Source organism: Actinoplanes sp. NBRC 101535 (assembly GCF_030269225.1).
GTDB lineage: Bacteria > Actinomycetota > Actinomycetes > Mycobacteriales > Micromonosporaceae > Actinoplanes > Actinoplanes rectilineatus.
On record NZ_BSSY01000007.1, the window covers coordinates 1 to 18450 of the forward strand.

Annotated in this window: 22 protein-coding genes; 13 read left to right on the forward strand and 9 right to left on the reverse strand. The window is 69.6% G+C overall.

Annotated features, from left to right (window positions below; translation table 11 throughout):
* The 4 genes from QSK32_RS20245 to QSK32_RS20255 all read left to right on the forward strand — a co-directional run.
* On the forward strand, positions 1-699 hold a 699-nt coding region (locus tag QSK32_RS20245), incomplete at its 5' end, for a polymorphic toxin-type HINT domain-containing protein (RefSeq protein WP_285472750.1).
* Between the two features lie 69 nt (positions 700-768).
* A complete protein-coding gene (locus tag QSK32_RS20250; protein WP_285472751.1) occupies positions 769-1590 on the forward strand; it encodes a transposase family protein in 822 nt (273 codons plus the stop codon).
* Between the two features lie 100 nt (positions 1591-1690).
* Entirely contained in the window at positions 1691-1996 is a 306-nt protein-coding gene (locus QSK32_RS45515; protein ID WP_353050982.1) for a colicin D domain-containing protein, read from the forward strand.
* Positions 1997-2008: 12 nt separating this feature from the next.
* Positions 2009-2242 carry a hypothetical protein gene (locus tag QSK32_RS20255; protein WP_083449039.1) on the forward strand — a complete coding sequence of 78 codons (234 nt, stop codon included), beginning with the start codon at positions 2009-2011 and terminating at the stop codon, positions 2240-2242.
* Between the two features lie 153 nt (positions 2243-2395).
* Here the strand turns inward: QSK32_RS20255 and QSK32_RS20260 are convergent, their stop codons facing one another.
* The 3 genes from QSK32_RS20260 to QSK32_RS20270 all read right to left on the reverse strand — a co-directional run bounded on the left by QSK32_RS20260 (position 2396) and on the right by QSK32_RS20270 (position 4408).
* Complete coding sequence (locus tag QSK32_RS20260; protein ID WP_285472752.1) at positions 2396-2794, reverse strand: hypothetical protein; 399 nt, start codon at positions 2792-2794, stop codon at positions 2396-2398.
* A gap of 58 nt (positions 2795-2852) precedes the next feature.
* A complete protein-coding gene (locus QSK32_RS20265; RefSeq protein ID WP_285472753.1) occupies positions 2853-3881 on the reverse strand; it encodes an NADAR family protein in 1029 nt (342 codons plus the stop codon).
* 62 nt (positions 3882-3943) lie between these two features.
* Positions 3944-4408, reverse strand: a complete 465-nt coding sequence (locus QSK32_RS20270) for a MaoC family dehydratase (RefSeq protein WP_285472754.1) — start codon at positions 4406-4408, stop codon at positions 3944-3946.
* Positions 4409-4480: 72 nt separating this feature from the next.
* Between QSK32_RS20270 and QSK32_RS20275 the strand changes: the two genes are divergently transcribed.
* Entirely contained in the window at positions 4481-6682 is a 2202-nt protein-coding gene (locus tag QSK32_RS20275) for a putative bifunctional diguanylate cyclase/phosphodiesterase (RefSeq protein ID WP_045742737.1), read from the forward strand.
* Positions 6683-6808: 126 nt separating this feature from the next.
* Entirely contained in the window at positions 6809-7549 is a 741-nt protein-coding gene (locus QSK32_RS20280; RefSeq protein ID WP_045742736.1) for a DinB family protein, read from the forward strand.
* Positions 7550-7597: 48 nt separating this feature from the next.
* On the opposite strand, the gene QSK32_RS20285 is transcribed toward QSK32_RS20280, so the two are convergent.
* The gene (locus QSK32_RS20285) at positions 7598-7831 is read right to left on the reverse strand and encodes a hypothetical protein (protein WP_285472755.1); all 234 of its coding nucleotides are present in this window, start codon (positions 7829-7831) and stop codon (positions 7598-7600) included.
* Between the two features lie 168 nt (positions 7832-7999).
* Here QSK32_RS20285 and QSK32_RS20290 point away from each other — a divergent pair, with 168 nt between their 5' ends.
* Both QSK32_RS20290 and QSK32_RS20295 read left to right on the forward strand, forming a co-directional pair.
* Positions 8000-8821 carry an SAM-dependent methyltransferase gene (locus QSK32_RS20290; RefSeq protein WP_285472756.1) on the forward strand — a complete coding sequence of 274 codons (822 nt, stop codon included), beginning with the start codon at positions 8000-8002 and terminating at the stop codon, positions 8819-8821.
* A 74-nt stretch (positions 8822-8895) separates the two neighbouring features.
* Positions 8896-9615, forward strand: a complete 720-nt coding sequence (locus tag QSK32_RS20295) for a DUF5984 family protein (protein ID WP_045742733.1) — start codon at positions 8896-8898, stop codon at positions 9613-9615.
* On the opposite strand, the gene QSK32_RS20300 is transcribed toward QSK32_RS20295, so the two are convergent.
* Positions 9606-10481: an SIR2 family NAD-dependent protein deacylase gene (locus QSK32_RS20300; protein ID WP_285472757.1), complete on the reverse strand. Its 876-nt coding sequence runs from the start codon at positions 10479-10481 to the stop codon at positions 9606-9608. The two genes, QSK32_RS20295 and QSK32_RS20300, sit on opposite strands and share 10 nt — an antisense overlap.
* A 188-nt stretch (positions 10482-10669) precedes the next feature.
* On the opposite strand from QSK32_RS20300, the gene QSK32_RS20305 reads away from it, so the two are divergent.
* The 4 genes from QSK32_RS20305 to QSK32_RS20320 all read left to right on the forward strand — a co-directional run bounded on the left by QSK32_RS20305 (position 10670) and on the right by QSK32_RS20320 (position 14981).
* The gene (locus QSK32_RS20305; protein ID WP_285472758.1) at positions 10670-10903 is read left to right on the forward strand and encodes a hypothetical protein; all 234 of its coding nucleotides are present in this window, start codon (positions 10670-10672) and stop codon (positions 10901-10903) included.
* Positions 10904-11052: 149 nt separating this feature from the next.
* Positions 11053-12846, forward strand: coding sequence for an ABC transporter ATP-binding protein (locus QSK32_RS20310; protein WP_285472759.1), 1794 nt, complete (start codon positions 11053-11055; stop codon positions 12844-12846).
* Positions 12843-14588 (forward strand): ATP-binding cassette domain-containing protein, encoded by a 1746-nt coding sequence (locus QSK32_RS20315; protein ID WP_285472760.1) that lies wholly within the window; start codon positions 12843-12845, stop codon positions 14586-14588. Before QSK32_RS20310 ends, QSK32_RS20315 begins: the two co-directional genes overlap by 4 nt.
* Positions 14589-14660: 72 nt before the next feature.
* Complete coding sequence (locus QSK32_RS20320; protein ID WP_285472761.1) at positions 14661-14981, forward strand: hypothetical protein; 321 nt, start codon at positions 14661-14663, stop codon at positions 14979-14981.
* 147 nt (positions 14982-15128) lie between these two features.
* Here QSK32_RS20320 and QSK32_RS20325 read toward each other — a convergent pair whose 3' ends face one another.
* Both QSK32_RS20325 and QSK32_RS20330 read right to left on the reverse strand, forming a co-directional pair.
* A complete protein-coding gene (locus QSK32_RS20325; protein WP_285472762.1) occupies positions 15129-15755 on the reverse strand; it encodes a hypothetical protein in 627 nt (208 codons plus the stop codon).
* 91 nt (positions 15756-15846) lie between these two features.
* Positions 15847-16161, reverse strand: a complete 315-nt coding sequence (locus tag QSK32_RS20330; protein ID WP_045742730.1) for a YciI family protein — start codon at positions 16159-16161, stop codon at positions 15847-15849.
* 148 nt (positions 16162-16309) lie between these two features.
* Between QSK32_RS20330 and QSK32_RS20335 the strand changes: the two genes are divergently transcribed.
* A complete protein-coding gene (locus QSK32_RS20335) occupies positions 16310-16789 on the forward strand; it encodes a hypothetical protein (RefSeq protein WP_157411038.1) in 480 nt (159 codons plus the stop codon).
* A 428-nt stretch (positions 16790-17217) separates the two neighbouring features.
* On the opposite strand, the gene QSK32_RS20340 is transcribed toward QSK32_RS20335, so the two are convergent.
* Positions 17218-17553, reverse strand: coding sequence for a hypothetical protein (locus QSK32_RS20340; RefSeq protein ID WP_157411037.1), 336 nt, complete (start codon positions 17551-17553; stop codon positions 17218-17220).
* Positions 17554-17596: 43 nt separating this feature from the next.
* On the reverse strand, positions 17597-18376 hold the full coding sequence (locus QSK32_RS20345; protein WP_045742727.1) for an alpha/beta fold hydrolase: 780 nt from the start codon (positions 18374-18376) through the stop codon (positions 17597-17599).
* Positions 18377-18450: the final 74 nt, after the last annotated feature.

Here is an 18450-nt window from a genome sequence, read left to right on the forward strand (position 1 = left end):
CGCAGCGAACATCACCACCGTGATCACATGGTCCATCTTCCGACGCCGCCACCAAAACGCTGCCAGGACCAGCCACTACGAACGACAAGCCCTCACCGAACCCTGAAACGGATCTCCTGCTGGAGTATTAAAGCGTCGCGATCAGCGACAATGGTCGGCAATGCGCAACTCGCCGCGATGGCCAAAGGTGCAAGCTGTGCTACAAGCAACAGTTTCACCGCCGACACCGTGGTCCTGATGGCGGACGGCAGCACCAAGGCGATCGCCGATGTGCGCGTCGGCGACCTGGTCCTCGCCACCGATCCGGAAACCGGCGAGACCCGCGCGGAAGAGGTCACCGCGCTTATCGTCGGCAGCGGTTCCAAAAACCTGGTCAAGGTCACCATCGACGGCGGTGAAGGATCTGATACCGCCGAGGTCATCGCGACCGACAAGCATCCCTTCTGGGTCTCCGGTCTGAACGAGTGGGTCGACGCCACCGATCTGCGGGCCGGCCAGTGGCTCCGAACCGGTACCGGCACGCGGGTCCAGATCACGGCACTTGAACGCTGGGTAAACCCGCAAGTAACCGTCCACAACATAACCGTCGATGACCTTCACACGTACTATGAGCTATTCCGCGCAACGTCTCGGTTGCTGTCCGTAGCTGGCGAGATGCGTAGAAAGTCGGAGACGCGCCGGATGATCACGGCTACGTAGGAACGGCGCAGGACCTCGATAAGAAGGTGGCCTCCTACAGCTCAACTTCATAGAGGTCCTGCGCCGACGATGAGCGTCACATACACCGCTGTCCTGCCGGTACGCGAACACACCGTGGACGTACTCGCCGGACTGCTCACCACCGAACGCGCCCGCCGCGGCACCCGTGCCGGAACCCGGTCTCTGACCTGCCGTGACCAGGCGATACTGATCCTGCGCTGGTTCCTCGACGGCACCCGGATGCGGCAACTCGCCCGAGACAACGCGATCAGCCTCTCCACCGGCTACGACTACCTACACGAAGGCATCGATGTCCTCGCCGCCCGGTCACCGAGCCTGCACGGCGCCCTACTCGCGGCGAAAGCCGCTGGCCATGACTACGTGAACATCGACGGAATCCTCGTGGAGACCGACCGCTGCCGCACCCCGGGCCCGACCGCGGGCGTCGATCTGTGGTGGTCCGGCAAACACGACAACCACGGCGGCAACGTCCAGGTCGTCACCGTGCCCGACGGCTGGCCGATCTGGACCTCCGACGTGCGGCCCGGCCGCGAACACGACACCACCGCGGTCCGCACTCACGCCGAGATCCTGCCCGCCCTCACCACCGCCGGCACAGACCTGCGCACCCTCGGCGACCTGGGCTACGAAGGCGAGTCCGGCACCATCACCGTCGCATTCAAGAAGCCGAAGAACGGCAAGCTCAACCTCATCCAGCAGCAGCTCAACAAGGCCCACAACAGCCTGCGCGCCATCGGCGAACGCGGCAACTCGCTCCTCAAGATGACCTTCAAGGCACTACGCAACGTCAGCCTCAACCCCTGGCGCATCGGCAAGATTACCGCCGCCGCGCTGGCCATCCTCCACATCGAGCACAACCGCACCGCATGACCACCGTCAGTAGTCAAAAACTTGCGCGGAATGGCTCTATGTGCTCGCTGGCAACTCCCCGGTGCTCGTGCACAACACAGGTGCCTGCCCGCGCCTGTGGATGGACCCGAAAAAGGTAAACCATCACTTTGAACACGCCCTCGATTTCGGCGTAGCAGGTAAGGCTACGAATGAGACGCGAGCGCACTTCTTGGCGAGAATTCAGGAGTTCGTAAAGGCCGCTGGTACAATCTCATTCCGAGGCACCTTCCGTGGGCAGAAGGCCATCCACTATGTCGACCCAGAAACGGGGCTCCACGCCTCTTATACCGCCGATGGGGCCGACATTGGGAAGTATTTGGGTGGATGGAAGTCGGAGCCTTCTACGGATCAGTTCACCTACCTCATGCGGGACGGTGTGCTTTAGTGGAGGAAGTACATGGATCAGGACATATTCCTCGAGATCAAGCTAACGGCAGATGAAGGACTTGTTCTTTCTGACTGGCTCTATAATTTACAGGATCGGGACCTGCTGCTGGATGATGAGGCGGTTCGGACGCCACTCCGTCGAATTGGGGCGGCGTTGGAGAAGAAATTGGTGGCAGTGTTCGCCCCGGACTACACTGAGCGAGTCGAAGCCGCCAGGCGGCGACTTATTTCTGATCTTGACTAGCTAGCTTATTTGGTTGGCTAGCGATCGTCCTGCGACGAATTTGATGAGCGGGAACGCTATTCGTCTGGCCGCCATGTGGCACCCCGGTTGCGTTGAGTAGCCGGGGTGCACGCCATGTGTGCAGGCGGCCGTGGCTGCGTGTCGACGTTGCCGTCAAAGCAGGCGGAAGTCGAAGTTCGACTCCTCGGCCTCGTCGAACATCGCCTGGTCCATCGGCCGGATGCTGACGTCCCAGGACTGCGGTGCGGCCCAGTGGGTCATCTGCACGTAGAACGCGTCCCGTGGCCCGGCCTGCGCCACCGCGGTCAGGAAGCGCAGGCCGTCCTGCACCGGGAAGTCGAGGAACGCCCACCCGCGGCGCGACTCGACGTAGGAGGCCATGTGCGGCAGCTTCTCCAGCCAGCTGACGTTGCTCTCGCCGGCGTCCTGGCAGCTGGTGAAGGTCTGGAAACCGTTCCGCCAGATCGCCTCGACCGCCGGCGCCAGCAGTTCGTCGATCTCCGCGCTGCGCTGACCGACCTGGACCGTACGCACGGGATGAACATTCGTCACGGCAGCAGGGTACCGGCTTCGATCTTGAGAGTGGCGCGACCGGGCAGGGCGGGCCAGGTCAGCGGGCTGCGGCGGCGGCCAGTGCGGAGCGGATCAGTTCCAGGAGGCGGCCTGCGTCGTCGTCGGGGTAGTCGATCCGGGCGTTGCCCGTGGCCAGCAGCACGGCGGCCAGCTGCGGGTGCTGGGTGAACTTGGCGCGCAGCACAGTGTGCATCGCGGCCATCCGGATCAGGGGCCAATCCGGGCGCGGTGGGCCCGCAACGGCGATCTTCTCGGCGTCGAACACGAAGGGTTCCGCGGCCATCCGGGCCCGCGCGTCGTCGTTCGTGACCGCCCGCGACCAGTAGGCGTGGCCCGCTGACGGGTATGTCCGGTCGTCGAGGGTGACGGGCACCGGGTACTCGTTGTGCAGGCAGATGTCCGTCGGCGGGGCAGGCCACTCGGCCGGGACCCGGTCCAGCGTCACGGCCGGGCGCTGTGCCACGGCGGGCTCGAGGCGTGGCCTGCGGGCGAAGTACTCCAGCGCCGTGGCGTGATCCGACTCGGTCACCAGTTCGCCGTGGTCTTCCACCTCGCCGACCGGGGTGCAGAGGATCCGCACCGGCTCGTCGTCGACGTCCGGGTCGGGGAGCACGGCCGGCCGCCAGTATTCGCTGACTGCCAGGTATGCCGTGCGCAGCGCCGTCCGGTCCTGCTCGGTGCGGCTCTCCAGGAACCGGTCCAGGGCCAGCCGGCACCGCCGGATCGAGTCGGGCCTGCCGTTCAACTCGTCGATCGCGTCGGCCACCTCGGTGAGCAGATCCTCGGCGTTGGTCCCCATGGCCGCGTGCTCGACGTCCCAGAGCGTCAAGTCGTGGGCGTACACGTCCGCGCCCGGCTTGAATGTGGTGACGATCCGTCCCCGGTCGAGGAGTTCTCGGAGGCCGTCGAGGTCCGTCCAGTCTCCCCAGCAACGCAGCGCCCCGTCCGCGAAGATCAGCAGGTCGGTGGAGAAGTAGTTGCCGCCGTTATTGATGAACACGGAACGCCAGGTGCCCTCGATCCGCTCCCCGTCGATCATGCGGTAGGTCAGGTTGCTCAGCGTCACCCGCCGAGTTTAGGGACATCGACGGGACGCTGCTGTCGGCGTACCCCTCAGAAAGGGATCTGTCAGAGGTAATAGCGGTAGACCGGGCGGGCCACGCAGGCGGGTTTCGCCGATCCGTCGAGCTCGACGGTGAAGTCGTAGGTGGCCTGGGCGCCGCCCTGGACGTCCTCGACGCTGACCACCGTGGCGCGCAGGCGGATCTTGGAACCGACCCGCACGGGGGAGGGGAACCGGACCCGGTCCAGGCCGTAGTTGACGCCCATGCTGATGCCCTCGACCTTGAGCAACGTGCCGAACAGCGGGATGACCAGCGATAACGTCAGGTATCCGTGGGCGATCGGGCCGCCGAACGGGCCGCTCGCCGCGCGCTCGACGTCGACGTGGATCCACTGGTGGTCGCCGGTCGCGTCGGCGAAGGTGTTCACCCGCTCCTGGGTGATCTCCAGCCATTCGCCGGTGCCGAGGTCGCGGCCGGTCAGGGCGCGGAGTTCGTCGAGGCCGTTCACGGTCACAGTCTGTCGATCCATGCCCTTCAAACTCTCACAGACCGGGCCGGGACAACAGCTCACCTCCGGGGTGCTCCGGCCGATACGTCACGCATGCGACCGAGCGCCCGCCACGTCTGGTGGATCTACCTGCTCGTCGCCGGTGCCGCGGCCGCGGTGTACCTGGTGTGGCCGTTCAGCGACACCACGCGCTGGATCTACGTGGCTGTCAACGTCGCCGCCCCCTTCGCCGTGGCCGTCGGGATCCGCCGGCACGCGCCCCGCAAACGGGGCAGCTGGCGTCTGATCATGATCGGTCTGGTGCTGTCCGGGATCGGGGACGTGCTGTTCGCCGCGGGAAAGGCGCCGCCGTTCCCCTCACCCGCGGACGTGCTCTACCTTCTCGGTCATCTCAGTGTCGCCGCCGGTGTCGCGCTGCTCGCCGCGCGGGCCGGCCGGACCGCGTTCATCGACGCCGCGGTGATCGTCACGCCGCTCGCCAGCCTCGCCTGGATCCTGGTCGTCGAACCGACGACGGCGGCCGGTGGCAGCGTGACGGCCCAGTTCGTGGCGGTCACCGCCCCGGCGAACACGCTGATCGTCGTGTACTGCGCGCTCGCCCTGGCGCTCGGCATCGAGCTGCGGCCCCCGGCGGTGCGGCTGCTGCTCGGCGGGCTGCTCGCCTGGTTCGTCTCGGACGCGTTCTACACCCATCAGAGCCTGACCGGAACGTACGCCGAAGGTGGTCTGATCGATCTGGGCTGGATGTCCATGCCGATCCTGATCGCCGCGGCGGCGTTGCACCCGTCGATGTCGGCTACCACCCCGCGCCGGTCCGCACTGGGTGCGCTGACCGTCCGGCGGGCGCTGGTGCTGTTCGGCGCCGCGCTGCTGCTTCCCACCCTGCACCTGCTGTGGAGCTCGGACGACGACATGGCGCTGGTGGCCGGCTCGTGGGTGTCGATCGCGCTGGTCGCGGTCCGCCTCACCGCCCCGATCCACGAGCTGGCCCTGCGCGCCGGGCACGACGCGCTGACCGGTCTGGCCAACCGCAGTCTGCTGATGGACCGGCTGTCACTGTCGCTGGGGTCGCTGCCGACCGACGGCCGGGCCCGGGTCGGCCTGCTCTTCTGCGACCTGGACCACTTCAAGAACGTCAACGACAGTCTCGGTCACGACGCCGGCGACCAACTGCTGGTGGCGATCGCCGGCCGGTTGCGCGGCGCGGTCCGCGACTCGGACGTGGTGTGCCGGCTGGGCGGCGACGAGTTCGTGATCCTGATGCCGGGAATCACCGAGGACGACGCGACAGGTGTCGCCGACCGGGTGGCCGGCGAACTGGCCCGGCCGATGCTGCTCTCCGACGGCAGCGAGTTCTTCGCGTCGCTGTCGGTGGGGCTGCGCACCACGGCCGACCCGAACGCCGACCCGGACACCCTGCTCCAGGACGCCGACATGGCCATGTACCAGGCGAAAGCCGCCGGCCGGGGACGGATGGTCCGGTTCGACGAGCGCAGCCGGGCCGACGCCACGCAACGGCTGCGCCGCGACGCGGACCTGCGCCGCGCCCTCGCGCATCCGGGGGAGCTGTTCTGCGTCTACCAGCCGGTGTTCCGGGTCGACGACGGGACGCTGTCGTCGGTCGAGGCGCTGGCCCGCTGGCGGCACCCGGCCGAGGGGATCCTGCCGCCGGCCGAGTTCGTGCCGGTCGCCGAGGCCACCGGCACGGTGGGCCAGCTGTTCACGATCATTCTCGGTCAGGCGCTTGCCGAGCAGCGGGACTGGCACGAGCAGACCGGGCGGTGGATCCCGGTCGCCGTCAACCTGTCGCCGCGGCAGATCTCCGACGAGACGACCGACATGGTGCTGACCGCCCTGGAACTCACCGGCGCGCCGGCCGGGTCACTGACCCTGGAGCTGACCGAGACCGGACTGGCGTCCCCGGAGACGGTCGACGCGGCGCTCGGCCCGCTGCGGCGCGCGGGCGTGCAGATCGCGGTGGACGACTTCGGCACCGGCTACTCGTCGATGGCCCGTGTCGCCGACCACGGCTGGGACATCGTGAAGATCGACCGTACGTTCGTGACCGGGATCAGCCTCGACGCGTCCCGGCGCAACCTGGTCGACGCGATGGTGTCGATGGCCCACGCGCTGGGGATGATGTCGGTCGCCGAGGGCGTCGACGACCCGGCCGACCTGGCGGTCCTCGGCGAACTGGGCTGCGAGTTCGCCCAGGGGTTCGTGCTGGCGCATCCGACGGACGCGGCGGGGATCCTCGAACTGCTGCCCCGTCCGGCCATTCTCACGGGTACGTGACCCTGCGGGTGCCATACTGCCGCGCATGACGTCACGGCACCGTCCCCGCTGGTCCTTCGCGTTTCTGGCGGCGGGCGCCGCGATCCTCGTCCTGAGCCGCCGGCGCCGCACCGCCCGGACGTTCCGGTGAGCGACGACGACCGGCCGCGTTTCGTCGGCACGAACCTGAACGGCGCCCAGTTCATCGGCGCCCACCTGTCCGGCGTGGTCATGCGGGACGTCGTTCTGCACAAGGCCGACATCGACTCGCCGTGGCTGTTCGAGGACGGCAACACTCTACTGGTCAATGGCGTCGACGTGCTGCCGTTCGTCGACGCCGAACTCGATCGCCGATTCCCCGGCCGGGAACGACGCCGGGCCACCGATCCCGACGGCCTGCGTGCGGCGTGGGCTTCCCTTTCTCGTACGTGGGAAAGCACCCTGACCCGTGTCGACGCGATGCCGCCGGGCACCGCCGACGCAACGGTGAACGGGGGCTGGTCGTTCGCCCAGACGCTGCGCCACCTGGTGATGGCCACCGACACGTGGTTCCGCGGGGCCGTCCAGCGCAATCCGTACCCGTACCATCCGATCGGCATCCCGAACGGCGAGTTCGAGGCCGACGGTTACGACATGTCGGTGTTCTCCCACCCGAACCCCACCTACGCCGAGGTCCTCGCGGTCCGCGCCGAACGGTTCGCCATGGTCGGCGATTTCCTGTCCGCCGTGACGGCCCTCGAGCTGGCGTCACCGCGCCGGCATCCGTGGGCGCCGGAGGACATGACGAGCGTGCTGTCCTGCGTGCACACGATCCTGAACGAGGAGTGGGACCACCTCCGTTACGCCGTCCGCGACCTCGACGCCCTCACCACGCCGCCGCTTCGCTGAGCTCCTGCTGCCGTCACGTCCTCGCTATTGCGGCCCGGCGCCTCTGATCTATGGCGCGTCGTTGCGGCGGCGGCCGGAGGCCAGGATGCCGACGAGCCGGATGACGGTGACGAGTGCGCTCAGTGTGGTGATGTTCCACAGGGCGGTGGACAGGCCCTCCTCGCCGCCGGTGAACCACCGCAGCGGCACGTACACCACACCGACGACGGCGAAGAAGCCCACGGACGCCGCCAGTCCGCGCCAGCCGTCGCCGTGGACCGCCTCGTGCCACAGGTTCTTCATCGATACCGCCTCGCTTGCCGGTTCCACTGCCGTCGATGATCACATGTTGGCTTCTGCATGACCGAATCTGATCTGACCGGACTCAGTCCATAGTGGATCTCTGTACGCTGAGTGACCGGTGTAGGGTCGCCCACACGGGTGACGGCATCGTCTTACGGAGGCTGCTCGGTGGCACGTGATGAGGAAGAGGGTCGCGGCGTCGACCTGCAGACCGACCGGGCGCACGGCGCACGGATCTACGACTACATCCTCGGCGGCAAGGACAACTTCGCCGCGGACCGCGAGGCCGGTGAGAACTCGCTGAAGATGTGGCCCGCGCTCAAACCGCACATGCACGCCAACCGGGCCTTCATGCACCGCGTCGGCCGCTACCTGGCTGCCGAGGCGGGCATCCGCCAGTTCCTCGACATCGGCACCGGCCTGCCGACCCGGCCCAACCTGCACGAGATCGTCCAGTCGGTCGACCCGACCGCGAAGGTCGTCTACACCGACAACGACCCGCTCGTGCTCGCCCACGCGCGGGCGCTGATGCTCGGCACGACGCAGGGCAGCACCGCCTACATCGATGCGGACATGCGCGACCCGCAGACGATCACCTCCGCTCCGGAGTTCATCGAGACACTCGATCTGACGAAGCCGGTCGGACTGCTTCTGATCGCTATCGTCCACTTCATCGAGGACGACGACGAGGCGCTGAAGGTGGTCCGGCAGGTGCTCGACGTGCTGCCGTCGGGCAGCTACCTGGCGATGTCGATCGCGACCGACGAGTTCGACCCGATCCCGCTGGCCAAGGTGCAGCAGGAGTACAACCGGCTGGGCGAGACCCTGATCTTCCGGAAGCGCCCGACCGCCCTGTCGTTCTTCGACGGTCTGGAGCTGGTCGAGCCGGGCCTGGTGCAGGTGCACAAGTGGCGTCCGGACGGCTCCGAGCCCACCGACGTCGCCGACAAGGACATCGCCATGTACGGGGCGGTCGCCCGCAAGCCCTGACCCTCGGGCCGGTTTCGATGTGGGGGCCGTGGAACTCACGGGTGGCGCGGCCCCGCGTCGGGCAGGATGGCGTCGTGCTGAGGTTCGAGTTCGTGCTGCGTACCCTCGACGAGGTTGCACCGTGGGGTGGCGACCGGCCGACGCTGCACTGGTTCGGACTGACCGACGGCCGGTTCGGGATCAGCGGCGACGGCTGGCGGATCCTTCCGGACACGGACTACTACGTCGTCCGCCTGTGGGAGGACGTGATCGTCCTGCGGCAGGTGCTGGAGGAGCCGGTCCCGGAGGATCTCCGGTGGTTCGTGGACGGGTCGGAGCCCCGCCGTGAGTGGCCGGAGGGCGACTGGTCCGCCGAGGTCGACGCCGCCATCGATCTCCAGGGTGACTTCGATCTGCCGCTGCATTACCTGGAGCGGCCGCCGGCCGTGCGGTTCTGGCGGCACATCGTCGACGGCCGGGACGTGGTGACGGTCAGCCAGCGGATCGGGGAGCGGGCCCGGGACTGTTACGAGGGGCCGCCGGTGCTGGAGGTCGACGTGCCGACGGCGGAGTTCTTCGCGGCGGTCGACGACTTCGACAGGCGGCTCATCGCGGCGATGGACGAGCGGGTGGCCGCCCTGGAGCGGAGCGGCCCACCACCCGGGGTCGACCTCGACGTGCGGCAGCTGCGGCGGGAGCATGATGAGCGCAGCACCTGGCTACGGCAACGTTTGAGCCTGCCGCGGACCGTCGACTGGGCCGCGGTCCGCGCCGGAGCCGCCGAGACCGCCGCCTGGCCCGTGGATCAGGACTGAAGTGCTTCGACCAGGGCGGGCAGCGCCTGCGCCGCGGACTGGTGCAGGTTGACGACGGCGAGCGCGTCCAGCGGGGTGGCCTGCGGGTTCACCTGGATCACGGCGGCGCCGAAACGGGCCGCGACCCGGGGGATCTCGGCGGCGGGGTAGACCAGGCCGGACGTGCCGACGGTGAGCAGCACGTCGCACTCGGAGGCGGCCAGCACCGCGGTTTCCAGGGCGTCCTCGGGCAGCGCCTCACCGAACCAGACGACTCCCGGCCGGATCGCCCCGCCGCAGCGCTCACAGGCCGGCGGGGTGATGCGGCGGCCTTCGTCCGCAACACCGGCAGTCGGAGTCGACCCCAGGGGCGATCCTGACGCCGATCCCGATCCCGATCCCGATCCTGACGCCGATTCCGGCGACAGTCCCGGAGACGCACCCGGTGCGGTTCCCGGAGACGTGACCGTGGGCGACACCGGCGAGGCGGGCGCGGCGCACACCGAGCAGCGCGGCGCGAACAGGCTGCCGTGCAGATGCAGCGGATCCACACTTCCGGCACGTTCGTGCAGGTCGTCCACATTCTGGGTGATCACGGTCAGGGTGGGGACGAGCCCGGCCAGCGCGGCGACCGCGTCGTGTCCCGGGTTCGGGCGGACCCGCAGGAGCTGGGTGCGGCGCCACTCGTACCAGCCCCAGACCAGGGCGGGATCGTCGGCGAACGCCTGCGGGGTGGCCAGTGCCTGAGCGTCGAACCGCTCCCACAAGCCGGTCAGCGCGTCCCGGAACGTGGGCACGCCGCTCTCCGCGGAGATCCCGGCGCCGGTGAACACGACGACCCGCTTCGCCTGACTCAGGATGGTGGCGGCATCTCGTATGCGATCCATTCGATCCTCTCCCGTTTCCGCTGCGTATTCCAGCACGGACGAGTCCCGTCGCGCATCACTGATCCGGTCCGGCGTCGTTGATCGGTGTGGAGAGGCGCCGAGCGGGATCGGTGTCGGAAAGCGCCGAGCGGGATCGGTGTGCGGAAGCGCCGAGTGGGGAGAAGCCGGATGTCCACGGTGGAGGAGCGGTGAGCGGCCGCAGGCGTGCGCCCGCCGCCGTACTGTGGAAGCGTCGACTGCGGTACGCCGGGTCGCGGATGCTGACCACGATGGGCGACTGGACCGCCCCGGGCCCACCGGGTGAGACGGCCCGTCCCAACTGGTCGGAGGCGAACGTGAGTCACCTGGTCGGCGCGGTGACGATCGTGACCGGCCTGCTCTTCCTGGCGATCATGGTGGTGACCTGGTTGGCCAAGGCCTGACAGCCCGCAAGACCATTCCCCACCGCCATCTTGTACGCCCGGAGCACGGTCGACGACGGGCATGCTTTGACGCGTACCCCCGAAGAAGCCGCAGCGGGCGCACCTGGCGCGACCCGACCGGTTTATGGTGGAGGCATCGGGGGTCATGGATGATCAGCGAGCGTCTGCGTCTGGTTCGTCTGTTGCCGGCCGGTGGCGTCAAGGCCGCCGCCGTGCTGGTGTTTCTGCAGCTCGTGCTGGCTGTCGTGCCGACCGCATCGGCGTGGTCGGTGGGCCGCATGGTGTCCGCGTTCGTCGCCGGGAGGGCCGCACTGCCGACCGTGCTGCCGGTGGTGACACTGCTGGTCGTCCAGCAGGTGGGGTGGCTGCTGCTGGAGGTGACCGAGGCGCACGTCGCGCGGCGTGTCGACGGAGTGCTCCGGGCCCGGGTGCGCGCCGCGGCGGCCGGATCGTCCGGTCTGGAGGTGCTGGAGAGCGCGGCCTTCCAGGATCGGGCGGCGCGCGCGGTGGATCCCGGGATGGGCGTCGCCCGGGAACGGTCGGCCGGCAACGCGATCACCGGGCAGGTCACGCTGATCTTCCGGATGGTGTCGGCGCTGGCCGCCGCGGTGCTGCTGGCCACCTTCTCGGTGCTGCTCGCGGTGGCCGTGCTGGGTGTCTCGCTGTGGCTGCGGGCGGTCCTGCGCCGCCAGTGGATCGCGGTGATCGACAAGCTGGACGCGGACACCGCCGGTCAGCGGTATGAGTACTACGTCGCCACTCAGGCGGTGATGGGCGCCGCCAAGGACGTGCGGCTCTTCGGGCTGAGCGGGTTCTTCGGTGGGCGTTTCCGGTCATCGGTGGCGCGGACCTACGGGCCGGTGTGGCGGGCGATGCTCGACGTGCTGCGCCGCCTGTGGTGGGCCGGCCCGGTCAGCGCCCTGTCCGCGGCGGCCGTGCTGGGCTTCCCGGCGCTGACCCTTGACGACGGCCGGCTGATCACCGTGGTGCTGGCCGGCATCGGCGTGCTCAGCATCAGCCAGATGGGCCAGGAGGCTTACGACATCGAGTACGGCCTGCGCGGTCTGCTGGCCGCCGACGAACTCGCCGTCACCACCGGCCGGATCCCCCCGGCAAAGCCGGTCGCGCGGGCGCCGGGAATCCGGTTCGTGAACGTGAGCTTCCACTATCCCGGCAGCGACCGGCCGGTGCTCGACGGCTTCTCGCTCACCCTCCGGCCAGGGGAGACGGTCGCGGTCGTCGGCGAGAACGGGGCCGGCAAGACGACGATGGTCAAGCTGCTCGCCGGTCTTTACGCCCCGACCGCGGGGACGATCACGGTCGACGGCGTGGACCCGCGGACGCGCCGCCCGCCGATCACCGTGCTGTTCCAGGACTTCGTGCACTACCCGTCGAGCGTGCGCGACAACGTGACCGCCGGTGTGCCGCCGCCGCACGACGACGCTGACGTGCGTGCCGCCCTGGAGCAGGCCGGCGCGACCGGCCTGCCCAGCGACCTGTCCACCTCGCTGTGGCTCGAGGGCGCTGGCGGCACCGATCTCTCCGGCGGGCAGTGGCAGCGGGTGGCCCTGGCCCGCACCCTGTACGCGGCCCGCGCCGGCCGCCGCCTGGTGGTGTTCGACGAGCCGACCGCGAACCTGGACGTTCACGCCGAGGCGGCCTTCCACGACCGGGTGATCGGCCGGTCCGCGGGCACCACGACCATGCTGATCTCGCATCGATTGTCCACGGTCCGGGCCGCCGGCCGCATCGTGCTGCTCCGCGACGGCCGGGTCGCCGAGGACGGCAGCCACGAGGAGTTGCTCGCCCGCGGTGGCGACTACGCGCGGTTCTTCACCACGCAGGCGGCGGCGTTCCGGGAGCCGACGTCTTTCGGGGAGTCGACGTCTTTGGGAGAGTCGACGTCTTTGGGAGAGTCGACTTCTTTGGGGGAGTCGACGTGACTGCCTGGCTTCGGCTTCTGGCCGAGGTCACCCGGTTGACGCTGCGCGCCGACCGGCGGGCGTCGATCCTGCTTGCCGCGGTCACGGTCGGGCAGACGGCGGTGATCGCCGGGATCGGCGTGAGCCTGCGGCTGCTGGTCGACGGCGAGACGGCTGTGGCGGTGACGCTGGGGGCGCTGGCGTACGGCGTGTCGCTGAGCACCGGCCGGATCCGCGGCAACCTGCTGACGTTCCTGGTCAGCCGGGTCCGCGGGATGGCCAACGAGCGGGTCATGCGCGACGTCGCCGGCATCCCGACACTCACCCACCTGGAACACGGCCCGTACATCGACCGCTGGGACCGGCTGTTCCGCGACTCGCAGGCGATCGCCGCGATGCCGTGGTCCACCCTCGACACCGTCGTCGCCGTCACCGGCCTGGGCGTGACGGTGGCATTGTTGTCCGCGGTCGACCCGGCGCTCAGCCTGCTCGCCCTGCTCGGCCTGCCGGTGTACGCGGCCGGCCGGCGCGGAGACGCGCTGCTGCGGGCGGCCCGCGACGACACCACCGAACTGCTGCGCCGCGAACGCCGCCTCCACGAACTGTGCGTGACGCCGGAACCGGCCAAGGAGGTGCTGCTCGGCGCGTACACCCTCGACGACGACGCGAGCGCCCTGTGGGCGGAGGCGGCCCGCCGGGAGACCATCGCCCGGCTGCGCGGCGCCGCGTGGCAGTCCCTGGCCTGGCTGCTGTACGCGGCCGGGTTCGCCGGGGCGCTGCTGACCGTCGCGGGCCTGATCCGCGGCGGGCACGCCACCGTCGGCGAGGCGGTACTGGTCGTCTCGCTCGCCACCCAGCTCGAAGGACAGTGGCGGATGGTGCTGGTCAGCCTGACCTCGGCGGCCGAGGCGGGCCGGGCGGTGTCGCACCACTGGTGGCTGCGGGAATACCGGGCGGCGTTCCCGAGCGGCGGGGAGCAACCGCCGGACCGGTTGACCACCGGGATCACCCTGCACGACCTCCGGTTCCGCTACCCCGGCGCGGACCGCGCGGCACTCGACGGGCTCACCCTGACTTTGCCGGCCGGCACGACGGTCGCGGTCGTCGGGGAGAACGGGGCCGGCAAATCCACCCTTATCAAGTTGCTGATCGGCCTGTACGAGCCGTCGTCGGGCACGATCACGGTGGACGGCCGCCCGCTGCCGGCCCTCGCGGTCGACGCCTGGCGATCACGGCTGTCCGGGGTGTTCCAGGACTTCGCCCAGCTCCGGATGCCGGTCCGCGAGACGGTCGGCGTGGGCCAGGTGTCGCACGTCCGGGACACCGCGGTGGTGGCCGAGGCGATCCGGCTGGCCGGCGCACCGTACGGCGACGACCTGCAGAAACGGCTCGGCGCGGCGTTCGGCGGTGTCGAACCGTCCCTCGGCCAGTGGCAGCGGCTGGCGCTGGCCCGGTCGTTGATGCGGACGGTGGCCGGGGCGCGCCGTCCGCTGTGCGTGCTCCTCGACGAGCCGAGCGCGGCCCTGGACCCGCTCGCCGAACACGAACTGTTCCAGCGGTTCGCCGCGGAGGCCGCCGCGGCGCGGGCCGAGGGCGCGGTGACGGTGCTGGTGTCCCACCGCTACACGACGGTACGGTCCGCCGACCTGATCGTGGTGTTGCGCGACGGCCGGATCAGCGAGCAGGGCACCCACGCGGAGTTGATGGCGGCCGACGGTGACTATGCGGTGGCGTACCGGCTGCACGAACGCGCTTACCGCTGAACGACCCCCTGCTGGGTGACCGCGCCATGTGACCTGCAGAAACAGTGCCGGCGCCCCGCTCGGAGGAGAGAAATGAACCACAGCTTTCCGGTATTCGGCCTACTCATGATCATGATGATGGCGGGAATCGTCCTTTTCGCCATCATGGTCCCGGTGGCCATGGGGAAGATCCCCGTTCCGCAGGGGGCGATCTGGGGAACGGCCTCGACGCTGTCGAGGTACCGGTTCGCGGCTTACTTCGGTGCGCTGGGGCTGTCGTTCGGGGCGGCCATGAACAGCATCATCTTCTTCGTCGGAAGCCGGCACTCTGATGCCGTCAGCGTGGCGGTGCCCGCGGGGATCGCTGCCGCCCTCCTCACCGGCTGGGCAGTCATGATCGTCCGAGCCCGGTAGCAGGACGGCGCCGGCGGACCGTGGAGTGCGTCAGCCGGCTGAGCCTTCGCCCCCGGGCGCGTGTTTGATCACGCCGCCCACGATAAAGCTGCGGCCCATCGCCGCGTACCACCAAAAACGGCATGTCACGAAAAATCGCCTTAAAGGTTATGTGCACTTGAACCGGGCTACCTCCGCTTCGACGACACCGACCGGGCCGGTGCCCGGTGAGGACGCACAGTCGTAGACGGCGGTGACCAGGTCTGACCAGGTGGCGACGCTGCCGGTGCGGGCCGAGGGCTCCCCGGCGCAGGTGTACGTCGTCCTGGCGGTGATCACGTACGAGGCGGTGTAGGCGACGTACCGCCCGGCAGCGACGTCCGTGACCGTCAGCGTGGTGCTGACGGTGTCAGCGGTGTGCTCGGCGTTGCGGGCGACGGTGTCGATCTTCTCGATCCTGTCGGCGGCGAGTTTCGCGTCCAGGGAGGTGAGGGCCACCTCCGGGTCGACGCCGGGGGTGTCGACCTCGACGATGAGCATGTCGCCGGAGACACCGTCCCGAAGCCGGCCGATCGGTTTCAGGTCCAGTTCGAGATCCGCGCCGGAGGCCGCTTCGGTCACCTCGCCGACGGCACTGAGAGTGGGAGTGGCCTGAACACCGGTCCAGGTGAACACCGGATCGGTGCACGGCGCCGGGCTGGTCGAGGTGGTCGGCTCGGGGACGACGGGGTTGGTGCCGGAGCAGCCGGCTACGGCGAGGGCACTCGCCGCGACTGCCAGGATCCGTCGGCGCACGGGCGGCACCTCTCTGTCGTCACATGCGGTCCCCCTACCGGAAGGTACCGGCCCGCGCCCCGGCCGCGGAGACGTTCGGGGCCGAACGCCGCTATCCCCGCGTGAACCCGCCCGCGACCAGCCGGACCTCGACGCCACCGCCCTGCTGGACGGCCGGGTTGGTGGCGGCGATCCGCAGGGCGGTGTCGAGGTCGGGCGCCTCGAGGACGTAGAAGCCCGCGACGACCTCCTTCGTCTCGGTGAACGGTCCGTCGGTCACGACGCCGCCACGGATCGAGGTCACCTCCGGTTCCAGCGCGAACGCGGCCCGGAGACTCCCGGACCCGATCAGCTCCTCGGCGTGCCGGTCGTGCGCCTCGGCGTCGCCCGCCATCGCGGCGTAGATCAACACTGCGTACTGGGCCATGGCTGTCTCCTCATGTCGTCCGTCGCCACCCCGTCGAACGAGCCGCATCGAGATCGACAGCTGCGCCGTCGTGGGTCTTTCGGGGCCGGCCACGGACTCCAGGTGGACGGGGCTGCCCGCTGGCGGCGCATCGATACCGTCGACTGTCATGAGGTCGCGGCGGTGGGATTCGTACTCCTGGGTGGTTCTTGTCGTGCTCGGCCTGGCCCTGCTCACCTACTGCACTGTTCGCCTCTTCGGGTCGCCGGCGGCCGGGAGCGTCGACTGGCGCACCGGGGCCATCGCCGGGGCGTTGGGTGGGATCCTGGCGAGCGCCGGGTGGATCGGGCGGACGCTGCGCCACGGCCTCGGCGAGATCATGCCGTGGCAGTGGTTCACCGTGGTGCTGCTGGCCATCGCGGTGATCGTGCCGCACAGCACCCCCGGCAAACACGGCCCGCCGCTGCGGCCGGTGGCGAGTGTCGAGGACGCGGCGCTGACCGCGTACAGCATCGTGGCGCTGGTCAGCACGGCCGTGGTTGCGTTCCTCTGGGTCGCCGGGATCCGGACCGCCCGGCCGGAGCCGCCCGCTCCGGAGTCGAAGGTGTCGTTGCCACGCTACAAACGCAAGGTCCGTCGGCGGCGCTAGGCACGTTTCGTGGTCAGGGTGCGAAGCCCATCCGCGTGGTGATTTCGGCCGCGCTGGACGCCCGAAATCACCACACCCGTGGTGGGTGTGGTGATTACGGGCGCGTCGGACGCCCGAAATCACCACACGGACCCTGATGACGAAACGTGTCCAGGGTCGGTCCTCAGGCGATGGAGTACGCGTTGACCGTCCAGTTTCCGCCGGTCAGGTGGGCGACGTAGCCGGGCCCCAGGATGCTGAAGCCGTCCTCCCCGGGTGCGGCCCCGTCACCGCGGTAGCCGCCGCCGATGTATGCCCCGAACGCCTCGTCCCAGCCGAAGGCCGACTTGGTGTTCGCGCCGGGCTGCAGGATCGCGTCGTAGGTGCCGTGGGTGCAGACCCCGTCCGCGAGGTGGACGCAGGCCGCACTAAGGCGTGAGAGCGGCCGGTCACTGCTCCGGGCGAGACGCGAACTGCGGGTAGAGGGCGGCGATCAGCTGCGGGTCGGCGAATCCGCGCTGGAAGGCCTCCCACGCGATCGGGTCCTTGTCGGCGGGCGGGCAGTTCTGCGGGATGCGGCTCGACGCGCGGACGAGGCCGCCGCCGTACCGCTCGAAGGCGAACTCGGCGTCGTCCTCCGCAAGCCCGAACTCGGCGGTCAGCGCCCGCACCACGTCGTCGAAGGCATCCGGGTGGGTGGCCAGCCGTGCGATCAGGTCGACCACGTCGGCCGGGGTGCGTCCCGGCGGCAGCGGAATCGTCAGATCGTCCGTCCACCCCGACATGTCGCCGTCCTTCCCGCGGTTACCGGATACCGCCGCCAAAATATCAAGTTCGCAGGATGGCGTCGGCGCAGCGTTGGGGGTCGTCGCTGAAGGGCAGGTGGCCGCAGCCGGGCAGCCGCACGTGGCAGGCCGCCGGCAGCACCGTCCGGGCGCGTCGTGCCTGGCTGCGGTAGGGCAGGATGCGGTCGCGGTCGCCCCACGCGATGGTCACCGGGGTGCGGGTGAGCGCGCCCGGCGCGTCGAACCTCCAGGGCCGCAGGCCGGTGAAGGCGTCCCGGGCCGCGTCGAAGCCGGGGGCGCGGGCCAGCGCGCGGGCGTCGGCGAGCGCGGCGCCCGGATCGAGCCGGCCGGGCCGGGCGTAGAAGGGCGAGCACAGCGCGGTGCGGCCTGCGGGGGACGCCATCAGCTTCGGGAGAAGACCATTGAGGTGTACGGCGAGATCACGCGCCGCGGTGACACTGGACTGGCACCATCGCCGTCCGGCCACGGTCCAGAAGCCGACGGGGGAGAAGGCGGTGACCGACCGCGCGTGCCCGCGCCGGCCGAGTTCCAGGGCGACGCCGCCGCCGAGGGAACTGCCGGCCACGGCGGGCCGGTCCAGTCCGATCTCGGTGAAGAACTGGGCGAGGCGGTCGGCGTACCCCATGATCGAGGTCCCGGGTCCCGGAGAGTGACCGAAACCGGGCAGGTCCAGGGTGATCACCTCGCGGACGGCGGTGAGCAGCGGCAGGAGCGGCGCCCACACGGCCTGATGGCTGCCGAGTCCGTGGATCAGGACGAGCGGCGCACCGTAGCCGGTGCGGATATACGCGAGGTCGCTCACCGGTCAACGATGGACCCGGATTCGCGCTGTGGGCAAGACCCGGAAACCTGTTGTTGACACGCCGCCAATAGCGA